Source organism: Advenella kashmirensis WT001 (genome assembly GCF_000219915.2).
In the GTDB taxonomy this organism is placed as follows: Bacteria; Pseudomonadota; Gammaproteobacteria; order Burkholderiales; family Burkholderiaceae_B; genus Advenella; species Advenella kashmirensis.
The window spans coordinates 1,674,671-1,697,797 of sequence record NC_017964.1 but is presented as its reverse complement, the minus strand read 5'-3'; the positions used below and the strand labels follow the sequence as shown (position 1 = coordinate 1,697,797).

Here is a 23,127-nt window from a genome sequence, read left to right as displayed (position 1 = left end):
TATTGGAAGCAGGCCGTACAATGGAAAAAGCCCCTTGTCTGTAGCGCCGTGATAAACACGGTGCAATGACAAGGGGCTTTTTATTTGTCTGCGACGATCAACGCGAAGCCGTATATCTACCTTAGTGCGTGGTTTTGTTACTGCTAGCGTTATTATTGCCGCGTGATTTATGACTGCATGGCCTATTGCCGCATACTGTCAATGCCGCGCGGCATATTGCCACATAATTTTACTGCAGTGTGATGTTCCCCGCCTTGATAATTTTGGCCCAGTCTTCGCGTTCCTTGTCGGAATAAGCTTTGAATTCGGATGATGTCATGGGCATAATCTCTACGCCCAGCGCCTGTACTTTTTTGCTCACCGCTTCACTTTCCAGTGTGGCTTTCAAATCCGCATCCAGCTTTTTCACGACGTCGTCAGGCATACCCGCTGGACCGACCAGGCCCTGCCAGGCATAGGCAACAAAATCACCCACCCTTCCTGAGCCATGGTAGGCACATCCGGCAGCAATGCCAGACGCTCTGGCACGGTCACGGCCAGCACCCGGGCTTTGCCTGCCTTGATATTGGGCAGTGACGAGCCCAAATCACCAAACATGAGGTCAACCTGGCCGCCAATCAGATCCTGCAGGGCCGGTGCCGCGCCTTATAGGGCACATGCACGATATCGGTTTTAGTTAACTGCTTGAAGCGCTCAAGCGCAAGATGATGCGGGGAACCGGCGCCGGCTGAGCTGGCCGTCAGTTTGCCGGGCTCTTTTTTGGCCGCTTCAATCAATTCATTGACCGTTTTGAATGGAGAATTGGCGGGCACTGCCAAAACCAGTGGAACCGGGCCAGCCCGCCAATATAGGTGAACTTCGCGGGGTCATACGTCAGGCTTTTGTAGAGCGACGGGTTAAATGCCAGCGTGCCTGAATCGGCTGTGCCAACGGTGTAGCCATCCGGCTTGGCACGGGAGATTGCCGATGCCCCAATGGCAGTGCCGCCGCCAGGTTTGTTTTCGATCACAATGGTTTGTCCCAGCGTTTTTTCCAGGGACGCAGCTACTGTTCGGGCGATCACGTCTGTGCCGCCGCCTGCCGGATAGGGCACGACCCAGGTTACCGGACCCGCCGGCCACGCAGCATGGGCAGCCATCCCGGCCAGACTCAGGGTAGCCATGGACAGCCACTGTTTGATGTTCATTTCTTATCTCCACTAATAGGTTTTTATACTGACGCGCCGATGCGCGCGCCGGCATTGCCAGAGCCCGCGTATAACGCTAAAGCAAATGACGGATGCAGCATAAATCATGCCATTTTGTTCAATTTATGCATAGTGGCAATTTCCATTAGTCGGCCTGTGCCGCCTCGTCAATCAGCCTGCAAATGACGTCTGGTTCCCCGATTTGCTCGCTCATCAGCAACGCCAGCCGTGTCAGCATCAGTGTGCGGCCAGATTCGGGAATGGAATCCAGGGTTTCGGCCAAATGATCATAGACCTGTTCCAGCGCAAGTGTCTGAATACTCATCTCAATTCTCCTGTTTGCCAGCGCTACCCGGCAATTGTCCGAAATATTGCTCAAGACATCCCCTGGCATACTGCTGCCAGCGCGCACTCACGTGATGATCCGGCCGGATCACATACACTTCGCCGCCTTTGACCGCATAGCGCTGCTGCAATACATCGGTGGCGACATGGTAGGCGGTATGATCGGCGCGCGCTTCAACCGCAGCGTCTCCTGACCCGAGCACATGCAGGGTCACTGGCCTGCCGATGGCACGCAAGGCGCTCACCTCCTGCATTAATGGCTCGGGCGCCGCTTGCGGCCCTTGACCACCCGCCATGTAGACAACCTGAAAACCTTCGCCAAAATGATCGTACAAATGGCTGCCATCGGCCAATTTCAAGTTAGCAAACACGCTACCATTTTCATTGGCGGCAGGCATGATCGCATTATCGTCCTGCGCGCTGTTCAGGGGCGATTCCCGATAGGCGTGGGCACGCGAGGTACGCCAGTGAAAAAGCGGTCGTACAAAATCATGTTTAAGCGACAAGGCGAGCGTGGCATCGCGCAGCAGGCGGAAACCTCCGTGGCGGCGCCATGAAACGGGTGCTCTTGCCAGCCTCTGCGATGATTTCCCTGGCGGCACTTACCCGGTCTGCGCTATAGGTTCGCAGCAATGCGGTATCTGCCTGGCCGTTGACAACCGCCGCCAGTTTCCAGCCCAGGTCCATTGCATCCTGAAACCCCGTATTGGCACCCCTTACGCCAAAAATAGGAAGCAAATGCGCCGCGTCTCCCACAAACATGACCCTTTGGTGCACATAGTCGGGCAAAGTGAGCGCGCGCGCCGAATAAACCGAAGCCCAGTCCATTTCCCAGCTTTTATCCTGGTATCCCATCATCTGCAGTTGCGCATTGACCGCCGCCGCCAGATTCTCGGGTTTGAGCGCTTCTTCGCTGCTGATGCCGGCATCCAGCTGATAATCAAAACGCCAGATATTGTCCGGCTCTTTGTGCATCAGAATAGTGTTGCCTGGATTCCAGTCTGGCGAAAAGAACGCCAGCCGCTCCGTGGGCAGATCCAGATCAATGCGGATATCCACAATAACAAACCGGCCTTCGTAGCTATCGCCTTCCAGGGTCAGCCCCAGTTGCTGGCGCACCGTCGAGCGGGCGCCATCGGCGGCGACCAGCCAGTTCGTGCGGCAGGTATATTCACCTTCCGGCGTATCAACAACCAGAGCAACGCCTGAGTCGTCCTGGGTAAAAGAAGAGAGCCGATTCCCCCAGCACAAGCGGATCAGGGGTTGCGCCTGCGCGGCTTCAACCAGATAGGTTTCCAGCCAATTTTGCTGTAGATTATTCAGTGGCGCGAAGCGGTCGTTATCGTCGACCGGCGTTTCCATGCGAAATACCCGTTCCCCTTTATAGTACGAGTTGCCACTGGTCCAGGGCAGTGCCTTGGTCATGATGCGTGTTGCGACGCCGGCAAAATCCAGGATTTCCATTGAGCGTTTGGTAAAAACAATGGCCCGGCTGCCTCGGTCACCTGGCATTCCGATATTAATACGTTCGAGCCGATACCATGACGCGCCAGAATAAGCGCGGTAACCAGCCCGATGGGCCCGCCGCCCACAATGGTTACCGGGGCTGTGGCGTCCTGACCTGCGCCGGGGTGGTACGGCGCATAGACGGTATACGGGTGATACAAAGAGGCGCGCGGCTGCCGCAAGGCTGATGCATGAGAAGTCTCCTGATGCTGTTATCCTGAAACGCCGCAAGCCTTGCGGCATTATTTTTTGGCAGTTTAATTGAAAAATCAACTAAATTCAAGAAAACACGTATGCGTATTTACCCGCGATACAGCGGCGTGAACGCCGATCAAGCTTGGCGCCGGAACACCGTTTAATCAGTCAGATTCTGGTGGATTTTGCTGAACAGTCCGAACAGCGTCTGTTTTTCGCGCGGAGAGAGAGATTTGAGCGCCACTTCATTGCGCTGTACGATGAGGTCTACGATATCGGTGTAGACCAGTTGGCCGGCCGGGGTCAAAAACAGTTCAAATGCCCTTGCATCCCGGCTGTCGCTGCGTTTTTCTATAATGCCTTTTTCAACCAGCGACACCACTGCCCTGCTCGCCTGGCTCTTGTCCAGATTGGCCAGCCGGGCCAGCTGGATTACCGACAAGGTCCCGTAATAGCCCAGGACGGCGATCGTGCGCCCTTCGCCGGCATTCAGGGCGATACGTTGGATATCTGAGTAGTCGACACGCCGATCGATCAGCCTGGATAACTGATGCAACTGATAGGTCAGCGTTTTTTCGAGTCGAAAAGCGTCAGAATCCATTCGCGCCTCCGGCCTCAGGCAGACACTGCTTCGCTGGATTGACGAGTGAGCAAGGCCATCAGGCGTGCCAGTTCCGTACGCAACTCGCGTCTGTCAATAACCATGTCCACCGCGCCTTTTTCAAGCAGGAATTCGGCGCGCTGAAACCCTTCTGGCAACTGTTCGCGAACCGTCTGCTCAATCACGCGCGGGCCGGCAAAACCGATAAGCGCCTTGGGCTCGGCAATCACGACATCACCCATGAAAGCGAAGCTGGCAGACACGCCACCCATTGTCGGGTCGGTGAGCACGCTGATAAACGGCAGTCCTTCCTGAGACAAGCGGGTCAGCATGGCGTTGGTTTTTGCCATTTGCATCAGCGAGAACAGACTTTCCTGCATACGTGCGCCGCCAGAGGCAGCTACACAGATAAACGGTGTCTTGTTCTGGATGGCTGCACGAACGCCGCGCACGAAACGCTCGCCCACCACCGAGCCCATGGACCCACCCATGAAATCGAATTCAAAGCAGGCAAGCACAACGGGAACGGTACAGATGCTGCCGCTCATGACGACCAGCGCATCAGATTCACCTGATTTTTGCGTGGCCTCGGCCAGCCTTTCCGGGTACTTGCGGCTGTCCTTGAACTTGAGCGGGTCGGTAGAGCGAATGCCTTCGCCAATTTCTACACGACCATCGGTGTCCAGCAGCGCGTCAATCCGCGCACGCGCGTTCAAACGCATATGATGGCTGCATTTGGGACATACATGGACGGTTTCGACCAGGTCGTCGTTATACAGCACCGCCTCGCAGGACGGGCATTTGACCCACAGCCCCTCGGGCACACGTCGGCCCTGCTGCTCGGTCTTTTTATTAATGCGCGGTGGAAGAATCTTGTCTAGCCAACTCATTGTCAATCCTTATTTCTGAATGCTTATTTTCTGTTCTGATCCAGCGCCTGCCGGATCGCGCGCAACCAGTCGCCAGCAGCGGTTACTGCCACGTCGGACGGGTTGGCCGATGGTTGTTGGGCGATCGCCTGTGTCATGGTTTCGATCAGGCGACTACCGATAACGACTGCGTCGGCGGCTTCGGCAACCTGTACAGCACTGGCTGCATCGCGAATGCCGAAACCGACGCCAACCGGAATGGATACATATTTCTTGATGCTTGCGACCCGTTCGTGCACCTGGCTGATGTCAATGGCCGATGATCCAGTGTGCCTTTGAGGGACACGTAGTAAAGATATCCTTCGGCCCGTTTTGCCACTGCCTGGATCCGCGCCTCGGTCGAAGTTGGCGAAAGCAGGAAAATCGGCGAAATTCCCTGAGCGCGAAGATCGCCCGCAAAGTCATCATATTCTTCTGGCGGACAGTCTACAATCAATATCCCGTCCACACCCGATTTGCCGGCCTGCGCTGCAAACTGCTGCTGTCCCATGGCTTCAATCGAATTGGCATAGCCCATCAACACGACCGGGGTGCTTTGGTCCATCTTGCGAAACACAGCGACCATGTCCAGCACATCGCGCAAGCCCACGCCCTGGGCAATGGCGCGTGCTGTGGCCTGCTGAATCACGGGGCCGTCGGCCATGGGATCGGAAAACGGCACGCCCAGCTCGATAATATCGGCCCCGGCCCTGACCAACCCATGCATGAGCGGAACCGTTGCCGCCGGATTCGGGTCGCCTGCCGCGATGTAAGGAATCAGGGCGGTACGCCGCCCCAGCCTTGCAAATGTCTTATTGATCCGTTGCTGGCTCATTCCCGTTCCTTACAACGCAATGCCGGTATATTCGGCAACGGTATGCATATCCTTGTCGCCGCGACCGGACAGGCACACCAGCAAAATGGCGTCGCGTGACAGGGTGGGAGCCAGTGTGGCTGCGTAGGCCAGCGCATGTGCCGACTCCAGGGCCGGCATAATGCCTTCCAGTTGGCAACATTTGCCAAACGCGTCCAGGGCGGCATTGTCATCTACCGCCACATAGGTGGCGCGTTTACTGTCGTGCAGCCAGGCGTGTTCCGGTCCGACACCGGGGTAATCGAGTCCGGCCGATACAGAATGGGTTTCCTGAATCTGCCCATCGCTATTTTGCAGTACGTAAGTGCGATTGCCATGCAAGACGCCCACTTTGCCGCCGTTGATGGAGGCTGCGTGACGGGGGGTATCCAGGCCCTCGCCCGCTGCTTCAACACCAATTAGCTTGACCTTGGTATGCGACAGATAAGGATAGAAAATGCCCATTGCATTGGAGCCGCCACCGACACAGGCGATGACTGCATCCGGCTGGCGACCGGCACAGGCAGGCATCTGCTCTATGCATTCCTGGCCAATGATTTGCTGGAAATCGCGCACCATGGCCGGATAGGGATGAGGACCGGCAACGGTGCCGATAATGTAATAGGTGTCGTCAATGCGGGCGACCCAGTCGCGCATGGCTTCGTTCAGGGCATCTTTGAGCGTACGCGATCCGGATTCCACCGGCACCACCGTCGCCCCCAGCAACTTCATGCGATACACATTTGACGCCTGCCGCCGCACGTCTTCGGCGCCCATATAGATCACGCATTCCATGCCATAGCGCGCGGCCACCGTCGCGGTCGCAACGCCATGCTGGCCCGCGCCGGTTTCGGCAATAATGCGCTTTTTGCCCATTTTGCGCGCCAGCAGGATTTGTCCAATGCAATTGTTGATCTTGTGCGCACCGGTGTGATTCAGGTCTTCACGCTTGAACCAAATTTGCGCCCCGCCCAGTTGTTCAGACCAGCGGCGGGCATGATAGACCGGGCTGGGACGCCCGACAAAATGCGCCAGTTCGTACCGGTACTCGGCGACAAAATCCGGGTCTGCCTTGTACTTTTCATAGGCTTCATTCAGTTCCGAAACAGCGTGCATCAGCGTTTCGGCGACAAAAATGCCACCGTAACGGCCGAAATGGCCCCTGTTGTCGGGAAAGGAATAAGCAGTCAAATTGGCTCCTGGCGTCGGATTCAGACGAGCAGTAAAGGGCTATTTTACATGTTTTAACAGCGTGCAGCGCTGATAATTCCAGGGATATCCAATATGGCGTTCATGGCCTTTCGCAGTTGTTCGCCGTCCCGCACCTCAACGGTAAAATGCAGATGGGCAATCGAGGCCTTGCTTTGGGTGTTGACCCCCACCACATTCAGTTTCATGCGGGAAAACAATTCAGTCAGATCTTTGAGCAGACCGCTGCGATCCTGCGAATGGATGGCAATATTGACCGGATAGACCGTATCTCCGGTATCGCCCCAGGCGACCTCGATAACGCGCTCGGGACTTTTGCTTTTCATGACCGCAAACGACGGGCAATCGCTGCGGTGAATGGATACGCCCCGCCCCCGCGTAACAAAACCGCCGATCGGGTCCGGCGGCGCTGGATGGCAGCACCGGGCCAACTGCGTGAGCAGTGAATCGACACCAACCACCAATACGCCGCTTTTACCTGTCTTGACCGCGCTTTGGGCCCCGGACTCGCGCGCCACGATGGTATCGTACGCGGCGCCCGGGTCAGGATCAGGTTCCTGAAAGGCCGTTGCAATTTGCCGCAGACTGAATTCATCCTTGGCGACGGCGACATACAGATCATCGCTGTTGGCAAAGCCCAGGCGTTCGGCCAGTTGCTCCAGATTGATCGCCGTTTTGCCCAGTCGGGCCAATTCCTTTTCCACCAGGTCCTGGCCCGTGGTTATCCGCTTTTGCAATTCAATGGCATTGAACCATAAGCGCACTTTGGCACGGGCCCGCGGACTGGCCAGATAGCCCAGCTGGGTATTGATCCAGTCCCGGGACGGCCCACCCGACTTGGCCGCGATGATTTCCACCGTCTGGCCGTTGAGCAGCTTAGTGTTAAGGGCGACCATCTGCCCGTCTACCCGCGCGCCCCGGCAGCGATGCCCCAGGTCGGTATGAAGGTGATAGGCGAAATCGACCGGCGTGGCGCCTTCGGGTAATTCAATGACGCGCGCCTGCGGCGTAAGCACATAGATGCGCTCTGCAGTTTTTTTATTGTGACGTTCCTGCCGCAGCTGACCTGCTTTGGGCTCCGGTGCAGCAGGCACGCCTGCATCAACCGACGCCGCTGCATCAACCGCTCTTTCCGTCTCTGGCCGCGCCTGCAGTGAACTGTCCGGTGGATCGTTGACCGGCAGGCCGACTTCTTTGCGCCACGCGAGCAACTGGCGCATCCAGGACACCTGACGGTCGTACATGGACACGGCTGCGACCTGGCCGCCCTTGGGGCCCGCCTCTTTGTAACGCCAGTGCGCCGCCATCCCGTACTCGGCAAAGTCGTGCATCTTGCGGGTGCGGATCTGGGCTTCGAAAGTATGGCCATCGGCGGTTTTGAGCACCGTATGCAAAGAGCGGTACCCGTTGGGCTTGGGACGGGCAATATAGTCATCAAACTCGTTCATGACCGGAGTCCAGCGCGCTTGCAGCAGCGACAGCGTGGCATAGCAATCCCGTTCATTGGCAACAATGATACGGATAGCCAGCAGATCATACAGCTGGTCGAAAGTCAGGCGCTTGTTGCGCATCTTGTTGTAAATACTGTAGATATGCTTGGCGCGCCCCGAGACGTCGGCTTCAATACCCATATCGGCCAGCGATCCGGCTATGTCCTCGGTCAGGGACTGGATGCGCGCTTCGCGCTCGATGCGCTTGCCTTCGAGCTTACGGGCGATGTCCTTATAGATCTCGGGGGACAGGAACCGGAAAGACAGATCTTCCATTTCCCACTTGATTTGCCAGATACCCAGCCGGTTGGCCAGAGAGGCGTAGACATCGCGCGTTTCTTCGGCCAGCTCTATCGGACATGGATTCTTGGTTTCGGCGTACCAGCGCAGCGTTTGCAGGCGCGAGGCCAGGCGAATTAGCACAATGCGAAGATCGCTGGCCATCGCCAGCAGCATCTTGCGCAGCATTTCCCGCTGGCCCGACGATTCATTGTGCCCTTGCGACGAGGCATTGCGTGCGATTGCCCCAATTCGCAACAGCGCCCGCGAGCCGTTGATGAGACTGAACGTTTCCAGACCGAACAGCTTGATCAGCTCATTTTTCTGATCCTGTGCAGACTCGTCCTCCAGATCGATGGGGATAGCCAGCACCAATGCCGCAACCAGCGTGGCGGCATCCAGTTGCAACAGGGAGAGGATTTGCAACATGCCCTTGGCGTGATGGATGGACGGCTCGCCGGTTGCGATGGAGGCATCCTGCAATATCGGGTCGCACCAGGCCACGGCCTGCTCCACCATTTTGCGGCCAGCATCGTCCAGACCGGCACATACGGCATTCATCCATGCGTTGTCCTGGAAGGAATCCGGTATGAACTCGGGTTCTGTGGTTTTCATAAGCGGGAGCAGGTGGAATAATTGGCAATATCGTTAAAAGCGGCAACAGGCTGCGTTCCCTGATTGTCAATCTTTTCCGGCAGCGCCAGATGGACAAAAACAATTGGGCCAGCAACGGCGTGTTTATGCAAATTGGTATTTTAACGCCGCTGGCTCAAAAAGAGCAGGCTTGCGTGAATTGTTTATCCGGTAGACAATTTGATGAGTAAAGTAAAACAGATAAACAGCCCGCACTTTAATCTATGTCAAATGAAATTACCGGCAGCGCGCTGCTGATCGTGTGGCACTCCAGAACCGGGGCCGCTGAAGCCGCCGCAAGGCAGGCATACGATGCAGCGCTGGCCATTCGCAGGGAACTAGGCGAGCACCATAACGTCTACCTGAAGCGCGCCTGCGACGTAACCCCCCAGGATATGCTTGAAGCAAACGCATACTTGTTTTGCGCACCGGAAAATCTGGCGTCGCTCAGCGGCCAGATGAAAGAGTGCCTGGATCGGCTGTATTATCCGGTGCTGCACCGCATAGAAGGTCGCATTTTCAGCGTGATCATTACCGCCGGCAGCGACGGCGAAGGTGCGCTGCGCCAGGTGCGCCGCATCTGCAGCGGCTGGCGGCTCAATGAGCGGGTGCCCGGCATTATCCTGAACATGCGCAGTGATACTGAAGCGGCCATTCTGGCGCCCAAAACGCTTTCCGAGGCACAGCGGCAGCAGGCGGGGGAAATCGGCGCAACCCTTTTTGCGCTGCTATAAGCCTTTGTTGCACCACCTTGCGGCCTATTGATCAGGCATTGGCCTGCCGGCGTCACCTTTTTTATCTTGTGGGGTAGATAGTGTGTCTGGCGCCCACCGATATCGTCGACGGGCGTCAGGCCCCAGCGTGTGACTGGCCGGGGCCCTACTTGCACAACATCAGATAAGCTGCAGGCTTACAGCGCCGCTGTTGCGACGATTTCCACTTTATAGTCAGGGTTGGCCAGGCGAGCCTCTATAGTGGCGCGCGGCGGGGCATTTTCTTTTGATACCCACTCGTCCCAAGCCTTATTCATTTGATCGAATTCTTTCATATTGGCCACGAAGATCTGCACCATCAGCAAACGCTCCTTGCTGGTGCCCGCTTCCTTGAGCAGGGCATCAATGGTGGTCAGCACCTGTTTGGTCTGGCCTTCCATATCGAGCGTGGCATCGTCGGGCACCTGGCCGGCAAGATAGGCTACGCCGTTGAATACGGCCATATCGGAAAGGCGGCTGCCTACGTTGGTACGCTTGATCTCACTCATGACTGACTCCTGTTTGAACGTTGTCGAAAGCGTGCATTATCACACAGCCGGCGCCGTTGCGGCGCAAACAGAATGTCGTTTTTCAATCACGCCGGCGGCAAGTCAAAGACGTGCCTCAGATAAGTCAGATAGGCCGGATCGTCGCACATGGTTTTTTCCGGTTCGTCCGATACCTTGGCGACCGGCTGCCCATTGCAACGCACCATTTTCATCACGATCTGCAGTGGCTTGACACCCAGATCATTGGTCAGGTTGGTGCCAATCCCGAAGGAGACCTTGCAGCGCCCGCTAAAGCGCCGATGAATATCCATGGCTACCGGGAAACTCAGGCCGTCGGAAAACACCAAGGTCTTGGTGGACGGATCGACCCGGTTATTGCGGTAGTGGGCCAGCAGCCGCTCGCCCCATTCGAACGGATCGCCCGAATCATGCCGGGCGCCATCGAACAGCTTGCAGAAATACATATCAAAGTCACGCAGGAATGCATTGGTGCCGTACACATCGGACAGCGCAATTCCCAGGTCGCCGCGATATTCCATGGCCCATTTTTCCAGCGCAAACACCTGAGAGTCGCGCAGGCGCGGCCCCAATGCCTGGCAGGCCTGCAAGTACTCGTGGCCCATGGTTCCCAAAGGCGTCACACCGTATTGCTTGGCCATCAGCACATTGCTGCTGCCCGCAAAGTTAATGCCCATCTGTTTTTGCAGTGTCTGCACCACTTCGTGATGCCACTCACCGGAAAAACGGCGGCGGGTGCCGTATTCGGCCACCTTGAAGTTGGCCATATCGGCCGAGCTGGTGATCAGCTGAATTTTTTCTTCGAGGCGTCGTCGCCCCTCTTCGTAGTCCAGATCCGGCGCCTTGTTGCGAAAATACACCTCATTGACAATGGCCAGTACGGGTATTTCGAACAGGATGGTATGCAGCCAGGAACCTTTGACTTCAATTGAAATTTCGCCGGGTTCCTGCCCTGGGGTGACGGATATGCATTTTTCGGGCAGATGAAACAGCCCCAGAAACTCGACAAAATCCCCTTTGATAAAGCGCAGATTACGCAGATAGTCCAACTCGTCTTCGGAGAACTTCAGTTGGCACAACGCGTGGATTTCACTGCGGATTTCTTCGATATACGGCTGCAGGTCAATGCCCTTGGAGCGGCATTTGAAGCGGTATTCGACCTGGGCCCCCGGAAAGTGATGCAGTACCACCTGCATCATGCTGAACTTGTACAGGTCTGTATCGAGTAGGGATTGGATGATCATGGTAACGTCATAGGTGTTTTCATAACCATATCACAGCTATAGGGTTTTGAGCATATTCCCCTAAAGATTAGGTAAAATCCTAATTTGACAAATAAATATTTAATCTGGAGTGGTAATGACTCACGTCGTGACCGAAAACTGCATCAAATGTAAATACACCGATTGCGTCGATGTCTGCCCGGTGGATTGCTTCAAGGAAGGCCCTAATTTTCTGATTATCGATCCGGACGAATGCATCGATTGCGCCGTCTGTATACCCGAATGTCCTGCGAACGCCATTTTCGCTGAAGAAGACGTACCCCAGGATCAAATGAAGTTTATCGCCCTCAACGCCGAGCTCAGTGCTGATTTTACGACCATCAGCCGGTCTGTCAAGCCTTTGCCTGACGCCGACGAATGGAACGGAAAAGAAAATAAACTGCAATACCTCGAACGTTGACAGAAGGCACGCGCCGCCGTATGACACAGGAAAAATACACAAGCCAGATCGTTACTGCCCGTACAGAGTGGATTCCCGGGAAACTTTTCTCTATCGTTACGACCAAGGATCCCGCCTTCGCGTTTATTCCCGGGCAGTTCGCCCGGCTCGGCCTGCCGGAAAACCCGCAGCCCGATGCCAAACCCGATATCTGGCGTGCTTATTCCATGGTCACCCCGCCGCAAGCCAATGAATTGGCGTTTTATTCCATTGTGGTCCCGGATGGCCAGTTCAGCCCGCGCCTGCATGACCTGAAGGTGGGCGATGCCGTGTATATCGACAAAACCGCCTTTGGCTTCATGACCATTGAGCGATTCCCCCAGGGAGGCCAATTGTGGATGCTGGCCACGGGCACCGGCCTGTCTGCGTACCTGCCCATGCTGGACGATCCGCAAACCTGGCGGCAGTTTGAACGCATCATCCTGGTGCATGGCGTCAGGCAGGCCGATGAACTGACCTATCAGGACGATATTGCCCGCTTTGCCCGCTCCCATGCGGCCAGTGACCAACAGTTCGTGTACCTGCCGGTCCCCTCTCGCGAGCCGCTGGCAGGGATGCCGCAGGCTCGCATTACGGCATTGATCGAATCGGGCCAACTGGAACAACTGGCCGGCGCCAGCCTGGATCCGGCGGTGGCCCGTGTCATGCTCTGCGGCAACCCGGCAATGGTCAAGGACGCTCGCAAAATCCTTGCCGATCGTGGCTTTGCCCCCGGCCGCCGCGGCGTTGCCGGCACACTGGCGGTGGAAAACTACTGGTAAAGATCCCGGGCACATTTGTGCCCGTTGTACTCGGCCAGGCGGGTAAGTCCGTATATAACCGCATGGTATTTCATGAAAAATCTTGGTAATATTTGCTTCGTACCTATTGCTGCGCAGCAACATATTATCGTTTCTTGGCGATTCTTAACAAATGCGCGCACATATTTCACATTCTTGCCCGTAGCGAGTGTTAGAATTTTTTTCATTGAACGCCGACCTTCGTTGGATATGGACCGAATATGATCATGCTTTACCAGCTCCATGAGCTAACCCGCAGTTTTCTTTCGCCGATGGCATCGTTCACACAAATCGGTTCAAATCTCTTCACCAACCCCTTCAGCCCCTACACCTACCTTCCTCTGTCAAAAAACATTGCCGCCGGCTTTGAACTGTTCCATCGCCTGGGCAAAGATTACGAAAAACCCGAGTGGAATATCGACACTGTCACGGTGGGTGGCAAAAAAAGCAATATCACGATTACCACCACCCAGGCCAAGCCCTTCTGCAATCTGATTCACTTCGAACGCGAACACAGCAAGAATCCGGGCGGCGATCCAAAAGTGCTTATCGTGGCCCCCCTGTCGGGCCACCATGCCACCCTATTGCGCGACACGGTCAAAACCATGCTGACCAGTTTCGATGTCTACATTACTGACTGGGTAGACGCCCGCATGGTGCCACCCAGCAAGGGACCATTTCATCTGGATGACTACGTGGACTATGTTCGTGAATTCATCCACGTTGTCGGCCCGACATGCATATCATGTCTGTCTGCCAGCCCACCGTACCGGTGCTGGCCGCCGTCTCGCTCATGGCCTCTGCCGGCGAGCACCATGCCATGCCCAAATCCATGATCATGATGGGCGGCCCCATCGATACTCGTCTATCGCCTACACAGGTCAATAGCCTGGCAGATTCAAACCCGTTTTCCTGGTTCGAAAACAAGCTGATTCACGTTGTGCCCGGCCGCTATCCCGGCGCCGGTCGCAAGGTTTACCCCGGTTTTCTGCAACATGCCGGATTTGTTGCCATGAATCCGGACAAGCATATGGAAGCACATTATGACTTCTACATGAACCTGATGTCCGACCAGTTGTCCGAAGCAGAACACCATCGGCGGTTTTATGATGAATATAATGCGGTGCTGGACCTGCCCGCTGAATATTACCTGGACACCATCCGCGTCGTATTCCAGGATCACCTGCTGCCCAAAGGCGAATGGCAAGTGCGCAATGAACTGGTCAAACCCCAGGACATTACCCAAACCCGCCTGTTGACGATCGAAGGTGAAAACGACGACATCACTGGCTATGGCCAGACCGAAGCGGCCCAGAAACTATGTTCCGGCCTCAAAAAGGAGGACAGGAAGCACTTTCTGGCTAAAGGCTGTGGTCACTATGGCATTTTCTCGGGTTCCAAGTGGAGAAAGCAAATTTTCCCCGTGGTAGAAGCTTTTATCACCGAAACCGAAGAAAAGAGCGTAAGTCAGGCTGTTGCTGCCGCCTGAAAGCAACTGGCGCTGCCGTTTTCGGTACAATAAGAGGGACGTAGCTTTGGCTGCGTCCTTTTTTATTGCCTCCTATGAACCATGCCCTCCTGATCGACCGCATAGACGCGGTGTTACCCCAAACACAATGCACCCAATGCGGCTACGACGGGTGCCGTCCGTACGCCCAGGCCCTGGCGGCCGGCACCACGCTAATCAACCGCTGTCCGCCTGGTGGCGATGCCGGCATTGAAAAGCTGGCCGCGGTGCTCAATACGCCCGTTTTGCCGCTGGATGAATCCTGTGGCCAGCCCGGACCCTTGCTCGTGGCGGTGATCGATGAAGCCCATTGTATCGGCTGTACCCTGTGTATCCAGGCCTGTCCTGTGGATGCCATTATGGGGGCCAATAAATTCATGCACACGATCATTCCCGATTTATGTTCGGGTTGCGAGCTGTGTGTTGCCCCCTGTCCGGTAGACTGCATCGCCATGGTCGATGCCAATCGCCCATGGACGCAGGACGACGCAAATGCGGCTCGAACGCGCCATGAACAACGGGCACAGCGCCTGCAACTGAACGCTGCGGAAAAAGAAGAAAGGATGCATCGAGCAAGCGCCCAGACGACAGCCGCCAACCAGCAGACAAGCGCCCTGGACGCACATTCCGAGCAGCCTGCTACTCACCAGACAGATTCGGCCCAGGCGAGCGCGCCCACCGCCGAAGACGCCAAAAAAGCAGCCATTGCACTGGCATTGCAACGGGCACGCGCACGTCGCAAAACAACCAATCCATCGGGTAGTACTTCATGAATGCAGCAAAACGCAAACTCATTTTCGAACGACTGGCCGCCGCCAATGCCAACCCCACCACCGAGCTTGAATACGAAAACACATTCCAGTTGCTGATCGCCGTATTGCTGTCGGCGCAGGCGACCGACAAATCGGTCAACCTGGCCACCCGCCATATTTTCAACACCTGTAAAACCCCGCAAGACATTCTGGATATGGGACTGGAGACCTTCACCGAAAAGATTCGTACTATCGGGCTTTATAAAACCAAGGCTAAGAATGCACTGGCCACCTGTGCCATCCTGCAGGAGCAATACCAGGGCGTTGTGCCCGATAATCGCGAAGCGCTTGAGACGCTACCCGGTGTCGGACGAAAAACCGCCAACGTTGTCCTCAATACCGCTTTTGGCCAGCCAGCCATGGCCGTGGACACACATATTTTTCGGGTGTCAAATCGCACCGGCCTGGCGCCGGGCAAAAACGTCCGTGAAGTTGAAGACAAGCTCATGCGCTTCGTGCCCAGGGAGTACTTGCTGGATGCACATCATTGGCTGATTCTGCATGGCCGGTATATTTGCGTGGCGCGCGCACCCAAGTGCACGCAATGCGGGATTGAAGACCTGTGTGAGTTTAAGGAAAAGAATCTGGGCGGCGCTAAGCGTCAACCAGCCAGAAAAACGGGCGCAACCCCACCAGCAAAGAAAGCCGCATTAAAAAAGAGTGCAAAACCGGTAAAAAAAACCACGATGGCAGTGGCATAACAGCGTTCTGCGAACCTTCGCACCCATGCTTAAAAAGCAGCAGCCCCATTTCACTTTTGCAAAAGCGGATGCCAGACACTGCCCTGTGTATTTTTAGATCACCAGACAACCATCGGTATTTGCATTTCACTAACACTTCGATCGATGCGGGTTGATAACGGTAGACGAATCACTTGCCCTGTCTTTGCCTTTGCGAACGCTTGGGTTTTGCGTCGCCAGCCTTCGGCTGTATGACGCGCAAAAGCTGTAGAAACTTCGGACATTGCATATGACTGGGCGCGGGGCACTCTGCCACATGCCGTAGCGTATCCCGGAGCGCCTTTAATCGGCGAACCTGATCGTCAATGGCATCAGCACGGTCACGCAAAACAGGGCGAGACAGATTCGGCGCTCCGTCCTGTCCGAACATTCCCTTGATCTGCTCCAGAGAAAAACCGGCTGCCTTTCCCAGGGATATTAATGCCAGTTGGGTAAGGGTTTGCTCGTCGTACTGGCGCCTCAGACCATGCCGTGCGCAGGATTGGATCAGTCCGAGTTCTTCATAGTAGCGCAGCGTTGACGTGGGAACGCCACTGCTTTGGGACAGCGCGGCAATATCAATCAGATTCATGGCTTGACTTAAAGTTGGCTTGAAGTTGCATAATACTTGCCAGAACATCCACAGGCAAGGAAAAATCATGAATGCACTTCCCGGCAAACAAGCAACTACGCTCTTATTGACGGCGCTGGCCGGCGCAATGCTGCTGGCATCACTTGGCGTGAGCATCGCCACGGTGGCGCTACCGGCTCTAACGCGGGATTTCAATGCAACGCTGCCCGCGGTGCAATGGGTCATGCTTGCGTACCTGATCACAATCACGGTCGCAATCGTCCTGGCAGGCAAACTTGGTGACCTTATCGGTCATCGCCGTGTGCTCATTGTCGGGTTGACGCTCTTTGTGCTGGCATCAGGCTTTGCGCCGCTGCCCCGACGCTGGATATGCTGGTGCTGGGGCGAGTGCTCCAGGGCGTGGGTGGTGCGACTCTGATGGCATTGCCCATTTCCATTGCCCACGCGTTCGTAACAAGAGAGCGGGTCGGCTCAGCGATGGGACTATTCGGCACCATGTCTGCTATCGGCACTGCCTGGGTCCCTCGCTCGGTGGTGTGCTCATTGGCAGTATGGGCTGGCGTGCAGCGTTTATCATGCTGGCCCTGCTAGGCGCTGGTCTGTTGCTATTGGCAGCAAGGGTCATTCCAGCAGTTCCCAGCAACAAAAGTCTGGCCCCCACCACGCCAGACTGGAAGGGCGCAGTTCTGTTGACGGCAACGCTCATTCTGTACGGACTGGGCACGGTCGGCGGCGGCAATACGACAATGGATGCACCCCTGCTCCTGGTGTGCGCTGCCGGCACGCTTGTCCTGTTTCTTCGGGTCCAGTCGCAAGCGCCCTCACCCCTGGTGCCGCTCGTACACTTGCGTGACCCGCAAACGGGCACGGCGCTGCTGATGAATCTGCTGGTGTCCATTCCGATGATGGCCACCCTGGTCATCGGGCCTTTTTTCCTGTCCTTCGGGCTTGGCATGAATGAAGCAGGAATCGGCCTGGTGATGGCAGTCGGCCCGCTGGTGGCCGCTATCTCCGGGGTGCCGGCGGGCCGGCTGGCCGACCGCATTGGCGCGCAGCGCACACGCATGGCGGGCCTGATTCAGACCACACTCGGCCTGATCGCACTGGCCTATTTCCCGCGGTGGCTGGGCGTAGCCGGCTACATCGTGGCGCTGATGCTATTGACTCCGGGTTTTCAGCTTTTTCTGGCAGCCAACAGCACTGTCATCATGCTGGGCGCATCTCAGGCCCAACGCGGACTTCTCTCGGGTTTGCTGGGATTGTCACGCAACCTGGGGTTGATGACCGGGGCATCGCTCATGTCGGGCGTGTTCTCCATGGCACTTGGACCACAGGACATCACTGACACTGCCACAGAGGGTATCGCCCAGGCATTTACAATCACGTTTGTAATTATCGCCGGAATTTGCCTGTTGGCCCTTATTCTGTCCTGGTGCATACGCCCGACGCAATCAAAGCAGTACGGAGCATAATGCAAGCGCCCTGCCAGATGCTATCGACGCAAGCCAGTCCTGTTTCTCACTGCCCAGTTGCAACAACAGTGTCTTCGATATGGGTCAGTCCTGCGCCTGATTGCTATTGCCGTGGCCGAGCCCCAGATAACTTTGCGCCACCTTGGGATCGGTACGCAGAATCTGCGATGAGCCTTCCATCGCTACTTCGCCCATTTCCAGCACATAACCGTAATCGGAAGCCTGCAGCGCGGCTCGCGCATTCTGCTCGACCAGCAGTATCGACACGCCGGTCTCGCGCAGTCGCAAGATAATGCGAAACACTTCCTGCACCACGCGCGGCGCCAGTCCCAGACTGGGTTCATCGAGCATGAGCAAAGTGGGCTTGGCCATCATCGCGCGACCTACGGCCAGCATTTGCCGCTCGCCACCGGAGAGCGTGCCGGCGCGCTGATCGCGACGCTCCAGCAAACGCGGAAACAGCTGGTAAACCTGGTCCAGCGTATCGCGCCAGCCGGCAACGCGCTGGCGATACTGGCGAAACCCGCCAAGCAGCAGATTGTCCTGCACCGACATGCTGGTAAACAGCTCGCGCTTTTCCGGCACCAGGCACAGGCCTGCCGCCACGCGCTCTTCCACGGGCATCCGGCTGATGTCCTGGCCGCGATATAGAATGCGCCCGTGGGCACGACCAGAGGTCGGCAAGGCGCCCATCAGGGTATTGAGCAGCGTTGATTTGCCGGCGCCATTGGCGCCAATCACCGTCACGACCTGCCCCTGATCCATGGCCAGAGATACGTCATTGACCGCAAGCACCTTGCCGTATTGCGCATTAATATTATGTGCTTCCAGTAACCGGCTCATACGCGTACCTCATTATTGTCGGTCGTGTCGATCGCAATTTCATCTGTAATAACATCATCGTCAATCCCGCCCAGGTAGGCTTGCAGGACTTTGTCGTTCTGCTGAATCTGTGCCGGTGTGCCTTCTGCAATTTTTGTGCCGAAATCCATCACCACCAAATGGCTGGTCAGTTTCATTACAAAGTCCATATCGTGCTCTACCAGCAGGATGCTCATGCCCTCGTCACGTAACGCAGACAACACGGCAGCCAGTTCCTGTTTTTCCATATAACGCAGGCCCGCTGCCGGCTCATCCAGCAACAACAGTGTTGGATCAAGCGCCAGCGCCCTTGCCACTTCCACGATCCGCTGTTTGCCCAGCGGCAGATTGCCAGCCAGCTCGAACATGCAATCGCCCAGCCCAACGCGCTCCAGCTGAACGGCTGCTTCGCGCAGCAGAGCTGCCTCATCACGCCGATCCAGCCGCAAGATGCTGCGTATGGCGCCGGCCGAGCGCCGCAGATGCGCGCCCAACGCTACATTTTCCAGCACACTCATCTGCGGCAGCAATTGGGTATGCTGAAAGGTACGAGCGATACCCAATCGGGCAATATCTTCTGCCCTTGCCGCCTTCAGGGGTTTATCGCGAAAGACAATCGAACCACGCGTCAATGGCATGACACCGGTAATCAGATTGAAGGTCGTGCTTTTACCGGCGCCATTGGGCCCGATCAGACCCACAATCTGACCGGCAGCCACGCTAAAGGAGATATCGTTCACCGCGACCAGCCCGCCAAACTCCTTGCGTAATTGCGTTACCTGCAGCAACGGTCGGCCTGCCGGGGGCCTGTCGGTTTTAGGCAATAACGGCGCATCGGCCCACCATTGCGTTAAAGCGCCACTGGCCACCTTGCGTTGGCTGTTGCCGGAAAAAAAACGGGTCACGATCGGCCATAGTCCTTCCCGCGCATGATGCAACACCAACACCACCAGCACGCCAAAAACAATCAGCTCAAAGTTGGTAGATGTATCAAACAGGCGCGGCGCAATGTCCTGGATCTGGTCTTTGAGCGTCAGAATGACGGCGGCGCCAAAAATGCCGCCCCAGACAGAAGATACACTGCCCACCACCATCATGAACAGATACTCAATACCATAATTGATGCCGAACGTGCTGGGGCTGACTGCGCGCTGCTCGTGCGCATACAGCCAGCCGGCCAGGCCAGCCAGCACAGCCGCGTATACAAAGGCGATTACCTTGTAGCCGAATGTATGCACGCCGAATGAAGCGGCCATTTTTTCGCCATTTTTCAAGGCGCGAATAGCGCGACCGCTGCGTGAATCCAGCAAGTTGATTGCCGTCCAGGCCGCCAGCAGCACGACCAGCCAGATCAGATAATAAATACTTTGGGCCTGCAACAATGGATAGCCAAACAACGAAATTGGCGGGATGCCCGGAATGCCGTCATGCCGCCCCAGAAACGGCATGTTCCCGTACAGGTAATAGAAAATCAGGCAGACGGCGATCGTCGCCAGCGACAGATAATGCCCAGACAGGCGCAATGTCACCTGCGCCAATATAAAAGCCAGCAGCAATGTCAACACAATGCCCAGCACCAGTCTCCAGCCAGGGTGAGCCGTCCATAGTGGCAGACAGCCACGCGGTCGCGTAGGCACCGATACCAACAAACGTTGCCTGACCAAACGAGGTCAGCCCGCCCACGCCGGTTAATACCACCAAGCCGATAACGACCAGACTGGCAATGCCGATCGCATTGAGTTGATTGATCCAGAATTCGGGTACGCCGGGCACCACCGGCAGCAGGGCCAGCAGCACGATAAACACCAGTACAGACCATTTTTTCATGGCTTACTCCTCTTCGTCGTGACGGCTGGTCACAGACAGAATCAGCAATACCGGGATGATCAGCGCAAAAACAATCACTTCCTTGTACTCACTTGCCCAGAAGGTGGAAAACGATTCAATAATGCCTACCAGCAGCGCGCCGGCAGCGGCTATCGGATAGCTCATCAGTCCACCGATGATGGCCCCCACAAAGCCCTTCAGACCAATCATGAAACCAGTTTCGTAGGTAATCGAAATAAACGAGACAATCATGATGCCCGAGAGCACCCCCACAATGGACGACAGCAAAAAGGTAAGAAAACCGGACATATTGGTGCTGATGCCGACCAGCCGCGCGCCGCGCCGATTCACAGCGGTCGCGCGCAATGCCTTGCCGTACAGGGTATAGCCGAAAAACAGCCACAACGCAGCGATAATAATAGCTGTCATCGCGATCACGAACAGGCTTTGATACGTCCAGTTCAGACCGAACAGTTCAAGCTGGCCGTCAAAAAATGGCTGGGCAACCAAACGCCCTTCGGCCCCGAAAAAAGCCAGGCCCATGCCAACGAAAACAAAGTGCACGGCAATGGAAATCACAAAAAGCGCCAGCACCGAACTGTCGGCCATGGATTCATAGGCAAGCTTGTAAAGCATGGGACCCAGCGGGACGACCAGGAACAAGGTCATCAATGCCTTGATCCAGAGCGAAGGCGTTGTACCCAAAACAGCCGGCACCGCGAAGAATACGATAATGGGCAACACCAGGCAAAACAGCGCAGACCGGATCAGTGTCGCCGCGGGCTTGCCACGGAATACCAGCCACAGTTCGCGCACAAAGACCAGCAGACCGGCAATCACCAGCAGCCAGCGGGTGCCCGGCACCTGATCATCGGCCAGGACCGCAAAGGTAAGTGCCCCATAGGTCACGAACTCCCCCTGCACAATCAGAATAATGCGCGTGACAGCAAACACCAGCACCAGCGATACTGCCAGCAATGCATAAATGACGCCCGTCACCAGCCCGTCCTGCATGAGAATCTTTGCGATTGACCAATCCATTGTCTTTCCGTTGTTTTGCCTGCGGTTTTTCTTTAGTTCAGGTCCTGGGCAAATTCCCACTGGCCGTTCTTGACGCGCAACAGCACCCGGGCGCGTTCGTCCAGCCCTGAATGGTCTTTGGCAGACATGTTAAATACACCATGCACGCCGACCACATCCTTGGTGTTTTCCAGCGCATCGCGCAGCGCCTGGCGAAAGCCTCGGTGCCGGGTTTCGCACCCCCTGCCAGCGCCTTGGGAATGGCAGCAGCAACCAGCGCACCAGCATCGCTCATATGTCCGCCGAACCCACTGACCGAGCCCTTGCCGTATTGCGCCTCATATTTCTGTGTATAGTCCAGGCCGGTAACGCGCATGGGATTGGCCGGCGGCAACTGATCCGCAACCAGAATCGGGCCTGCCGGCAAAACCAGTCCTTCGCAGGCGCTGCCACACATTTTCAAAAACTCGCTGTTGCCGGCCCCATGGGTCTGATAGATCTGCCCTTTGAAGCCGCGCTGCTTGAGTTCGCGCTGCGGTAGTGCTGCTGCCGTACCGGAACCGGCAATCAGAATGGCATCGGGTTTGGCGGCCAGTAGCTTGAGCACCTGGCCGGTCACACTGGTATCAGGACGGGCGTAACTCTCCGTTGCTACGATCTCTATCGGCTTGCCCTGCAGTGCATTTTTGAGCTCCTTGAGCCAGTTCTGGCCATAGGCATCGGAAAAACCAATGAAACCGATTTTGCCGGTTCCGGCTTTTTCCATCGCCTGCACCACGGCGGTGGCCATCAACACATCATTTTGCGGCGTCTTGAACGACCAGGTGCGTGCGCCCTCCACGGGCTGGACAATGCTGGCGCTAGCGGCCAGGCTGATCATGGGAATTTTCTTTTCCGCTGCGACATCAATCATCGCCAGCGAACCGGGCGTGGCAGTGGTGCCGATAATCACATCTGCATTATTTTCGCTGATCAGCTTGCGCATATTGCGCACTGCCTGCGTAGCGTCGGTCGCATCGTCAAGAATGGTATAGTTGACCTTGGTTGATCCGATCTGACGCGGCAGCAGCGCCACGGTGTTGCGCTCGGCAATACCCAGCGACGCGGCCGGGCCGGTAGCCGACACCACGACGCCTACATTAACCGTTGCATCCTCGGCAAGTGCCGAATGAGCGCTGGCGGCAAGTGCAACGCCAAGCAGGCAGGGCAGGAACTTTTTCATGATTTGTCTCTCAAATATTATGATTTCGCTAAATTACAACTGTCTTAAGATAATGGGATGCACGCTATAGTCAAACCGGTGGACAATAATATGTCACACTTAAACGCGTA

Annotated in this window: 17 protein-coding genes and 7 pseudogenes; 8 read left to right on the top strand and 16 right to left on the bottom strand. The window is 56.2% G+C overall.

The genetic code is table 11. The features are described 5' to 3' along the window. Positions 1-229: 229 nt before the first annotated feature. From TKWG_RS07935 to TKWG_RS07900, 9 genes and pseudogenes are all read right to left on the bottom strand, one after another. Positions 230-1,186, bottom strand: a pseudogene (locus TKWG_RS07935) (Bug family tripartite tricarboxylate transporter substrate binding protein). A 145-nt stretch (positions 1,187-1,331) separates the two neighbouring features. Then, on the bottom strand, positions 1,332-1,511 hold the full coding sequence (locus tag TKWG_RS07930; protein WP_041709191.1) for a hypothetical protein: 180 nt from the start codon (positions 1,509-1,511) through the stop codon (positions 1,332-1,334). A gap of 1 nt (position 1,512) precedes the next feature. After that, positions 1,513-2,037, bottom strand: coding sequence for a hypothetical protein (locus TKWG_RS24765; protein WP_238534338.1), 525 nt, complete (start codon positions 2,035-2,037; stop codon positions 1,513-1,515). After that, positions 2,027-3,043 (bottom strand): FAD-dependent monooxygenase, encoded by a 1,017-nt coding sequence (locus TKWG_RS24760; RefSeq protein ID WP_238534337.1) that lies wholly within the window; start codon positions 3,041-3,043, stop codon positions 2,027-2,029. The genes TKWG_RS24765 and TKWG_RS24760 overlap by 11 nt, the downstream gene beginning before the upstream one ends. A 349-nt stretch (positions 3,044-3,392) precedes the next feature. Continuing rightward, positions 3,393-3,833: a MarR family winged helix-turn-helix transcriptional regulator gene (locus TKWG_RS07920; protein ID WP_014750343.1), complete on the bottom strand. Its 441-nt coding sequence runs from the start codon at positions 3,831-3,833 to the stop codon at positions 3,393-3,395. 14 nt (positions 3,834-3,847) lie between these two features. Continuing rightward, entirely contained in the window at positions 3,848-4,723 is an 876-nt protein-coding gene (accD, locus tag TKWG_RS07915; RefSeq protein ID WP_014750342.1) for an acetyl-CoA carboxylase, carboxyltransferase subunit beta, read from the bottom strand. A 23-nt stretch (positions 4,724-4,746) separates the two neighbouring features. Next, a pseudogene (trpA, locus tag TKWG_RS07910) lies at positions 4,747-5,576 on the bottom strand (tryptophan synthase subunit alpha). A gap of 9 nt (positions 5,577-5,585) precedes the next feature. Then, on the bottom strand, positions 5,586-6,785 hold the full coding sequence (trpB, locus tag TKWG_RS07905) for a tryptophan synthase subunit beta (protein ID WP_014750340.1): 1,200 nt from the start codon (positions 6,783-6,785) through the stop codon (positions 5,586-5,588). A 53-nt stretch (positions 6,786-6,838) separates the two neighbouring features. Continuing rightward, a complete protein-coding gene (locus TKWG_RS07900) occupies positions 6,839-9,187 on the bottom strand; it encodes a RelA/SpoT family protein (RefSeq protein WP_041709188.1) in 2,349 nt (782 codons plus the stop codon). A 242-nt stretch (positions 9,188-9,429) separates the two neighbouring features. Between TKWG_RS07900 and TKWG_RS07895 the strand changes: the two genes are divergently transcribed. After that, the gene (locus TKWG_RS07895) at positions 9,430-9,939 is read left to right on the top strand and encodes a flavodoxin family protein (RefSeq protein WP_014750338.1); all 510 of its coding nucleotides are present in this window, start codon (positions 9,430-9,432) and stop codon (positions 9,937-9,939) included. Positions 9,940-10,115: 176 nt separating this feature from the next. Here TKWG_RS07895 and TKWG_RS07890 read toward each other — a convergent pair whose 3' ends face one another. Together TKWG_RS07890 and pncB are read right to left on the bottom strand one after the other, a co-directional pair. Beyond that, positions 10,116-10,466 (bottom strand): RidA family protein, encoded by a 351-nt coding sequence (locus TKWG_RS07890; RefSeq protein WP_014750337.1) that lies wholly within the window; start codon positions 10,464-10,466, stop codon positions 10,116-10,118. An 86-nt stretch (positions 10,467-10,552) separates the two neighbouring features. Then, positions 10,553-11,731 (bottom strand): annotated as a pseudogene (gene pncB, locus TKWG_RS07885) (nicotinate phosphoribosyltransferase); the annotation flags it as partial. A gap of 112 nt (positions 11,732-11,843) precedes the next feature. Here pncB and fdxA point away from each other — a divergent pair. The 5 genes and pseudogenes from fdxA to nth all read left to right on the top strand — a co-directional run bounded on the left by fdxA (position 11,844) and on the right by nth (position 16,005). Then, positions 11,844-12,167: a ferredoxin FdxA gene (fdxA, locus tag TKWG_RS07880; protein ID WP_014750335.1), complete on the top strand. Its 324-nt coding sequence runs from the start codon at positions 11,844-11,846 to the stop codon at positions 12,165-12,167. A 20-nt stretch (positions 12,168-12,187) separates the two neighbouring features. Further along, positions 12,188-12,967, top strand: a complete 780-nt coding sequence (locus TKWG_RS07875; RefSeq protein WP_014750334.1) for a ferredoxin--NADP reductase — start codon at positions 12,188-12,190, stop codon at positions 12,965-12,967. 245 nt (positions 12,968-13,212) lie between these two features. Beyond that, a pseudogene (locus tag TKWG_RS07870) lies at positions 13,213-14,474 on the top strand (polyhydroxyalkanoate depolymerase). Between the two features lie 74 nt (positions 14,475-14,548). After that, a complete protein-coding gene (rsxB, locus tag TKWG_RS07865) occupies positions 14,549-15,265 on the top strand; it encodes an electron transport complex subunit RsxB (RefSeq protein WP_014750333.1) in 717 nt (238 codons plus the stop codon). After that, complete coding sequence (gene nth / locus TKWG_RS07860) at positions 15,262-16,005, top strand: endonuclease III (RefSeq protein ID WP_014750332.1); 744 nt, start codon at positions 15,262-15,264, stop codon at positions 16,003-16,005. The genes rsxB and nth overlap by 4 nt, the downstream gene beginning before the upstream one ends. 169 nt (positions 16,006-16,174) lie before the next feature. Here nth and TKWG_RS07855 read toward each other — a convergent pair whose 3' ends face one another. After that, positions 16,175-16,615 (bottom strand): helix-turn-helix domain-containing protein, encoded by a 441-nt coding sequence (locus TKWG_RS07855; RefSeq protein WP_041709992.1) that lies wholly within the window; start codon positions 16,613-16,615, stop codon positions 16,175-16,177. Between the two features lie 67 nt (positions 16,616-16,682). On the opposite strand from TKWG_RS07855, the pseudogene TKWG_RS23965 reads away from it, so the two are divergent. After that, positions 16,683-17,206: pseudogene (locus TKWG_RS23965) on the top strand (MFS transporter). Next, positions 17,191-18,087, top strand: a complete 897-nt coding sequence (locus TKWG_RS07850) for an MFS transporter (RefSeq protein WP_238534336.1) — start codon at positions 17,191-17,193, stop codon at positions 18,085-18,087. Before TKWG_RS23965 ends, TKWG_RS07850 begins: the two are co-directional and overlap by 16 nt. A gap of 84 nt (positions 18,088-18,171) precedes the next feature. Here the strand turns inward: TKWG_RS07850 and TKWG_RS07845 are convergent, their stop codons facing one another. The 4 genes and pseudogenes from TKWG_RS07845 to TKWG_RS07830 all read right to left on the bottom strand — a co-directional run bounded on the left by TKWG_RS07845 (position 18,172) and on the right by TKWG_RS07830 (position 23,017). Beyond that, positions 18,172-18,930, bottom strand: coding sequence for an ABC transporter ATP-binding protein (locus TKWG_RS07845; RefSeq protein WP_014750330.1), 759 nt, complete (start codon positions 18,928-18,930; stop codon positions 18,172-18,174). After that, a pseudogene (locus tag TKWG_RS07840) lies at positions 18,927-20,775 on the bottom strand (branched-chain amino acid ABC transporter ATP-binding protein/permease). The gene TKWG_RS07845 and the pseudogene TKWG_RS07840 overlap by 4 nt, the downstream one beginning before the upstream one ends. A gap of 3 nt (positions 20,776-20,778) precedes the next feature. Continuing rightward, entirely contained in the window at positions 20,779-21,816 is a 1,038-nt protein-coding gene (locus tag TKWG_RS07835) for a branched-chain amino acid ABC transporter permease (RefSeq protein WP_014750329.1), read from the bottom strand. A gap of 32 nt (positions 21,817-21,848) precedes the next feature. Beyond that, positions 21,849-23,017: pseudogene (locus tag TKWG_RS07830) on the bottom strand (ABC transporter substrate-binding protein). Between the last annotated feature and the right edge of the window lie 110 nt (positions 23,018-23,127).

Excerpts from the sequence above, each read along its gene's own strand:
- rsxB (WP_014750333.1), top strand. The coding sequence starts at position 14,549 with ATGAACCATGCCCTCCTGATCGACCGCATAGACGCGGTGTTACCCCAA.
- TKWG_RS07900 (WP_041709188.1), bottom strand. The coding sequence starts at position 9,187 with ATGAAAACCACAGAACCCGAGTTCATACCGGATTCCTTCCAGGACAAC.
- TKWG_RS07835 (WP_014750329.1), bottom strand. The coding sequence starts at position 21,816 with ATGGATTGGTCAATCGCAAAGATTCTCATGCAGGACGGGCTGGTGACG.
- TKWG_RS07920 (WP_014750343.1), bottom strand. The coding sequence starts at position 3,833 with ATGGATTCTGACGCTTTTCGACTCGAAAAAACGCTGACCTATCAGTTG.
- TKWG_RS07895 (WP_014750338.1), top strand. The coding sequence starts at position 9,430 with ATGTCAAATGAAATTACCGGCAGCGCGCTGCTGATCGTGTGGCACTCC.
- TKWG_RS07850 (WP_238534336.1), top strand. The coding sequence starts at position 17,191 with ATGCTGGCCCTGCTAGGCGCTGGTCTGTTGCTATTGGCAGCAAGGGTC.
- fdxA (WP_014750335.1), top strand. The coding sequence starts at position 11,844 with ATGACTCACGTCGTGACCGAAAACTGCATCAAATGTAAATACACCGAT.
- TKWG_RS07890 (WP_014750337.1), bottom strand. The coding sequence starts at position 10,466 with ATGAGTGAGATCAAGCGTACCAACGTAGGCAGCCGCCTTTCCGATATG.
- TKWG_RS07855 (WP_041709992.1), bottom strand. The coding sequence starts at position 16,615 with ATGAATCTGATTGATATTGCCGCGCTGTCCCAAAGCAGTGGCGTTCCC.
- TKWG_RS07930 (WP_041709191.1), bottom strand. The coding sequence starts at position 1,511 with ATGAGTATTCAGACACTTGCGCTGGAACAGGTCTATGATCATTTGGCC.
- TKWG_RS07875 (WP_014750334.1), top strand. The coding sequence starts at position 12,188 with ATGACACAGGAAAAATACACAAGCCAGATCGTTACTGCCCGTACAGAG.
- TKWG_RS24760 (WP_238534337.1), bottom strand. The coding sequence starts at position 3,043 with ATGCCAGGTGACCGAGGCAGCCGGGCCATTGTTTTTACCAAACGCTCA.
- accD (WP_014750342.1), bottom strand. The coding sequence starts at position 4,723 with ATGAGTTGGCTAGACAAGATTCTTCCACCGCGCATTAATAAAAAGACC.
- nth (WP_014750332.1), top strand. The coding sequence starts at position 15,262 with ATGAATGCAGCAAAACGCAAACTCATTTTCGAACGACTGGCCGCCGCC.
- TKWG_RS07845 (WP_014750330.1), bottom strand. The coding sequence starts at position 18,930 with ATGAGCCGGTTACTGGAAGCACATAATATTAATGCGCAATACGGCAAG.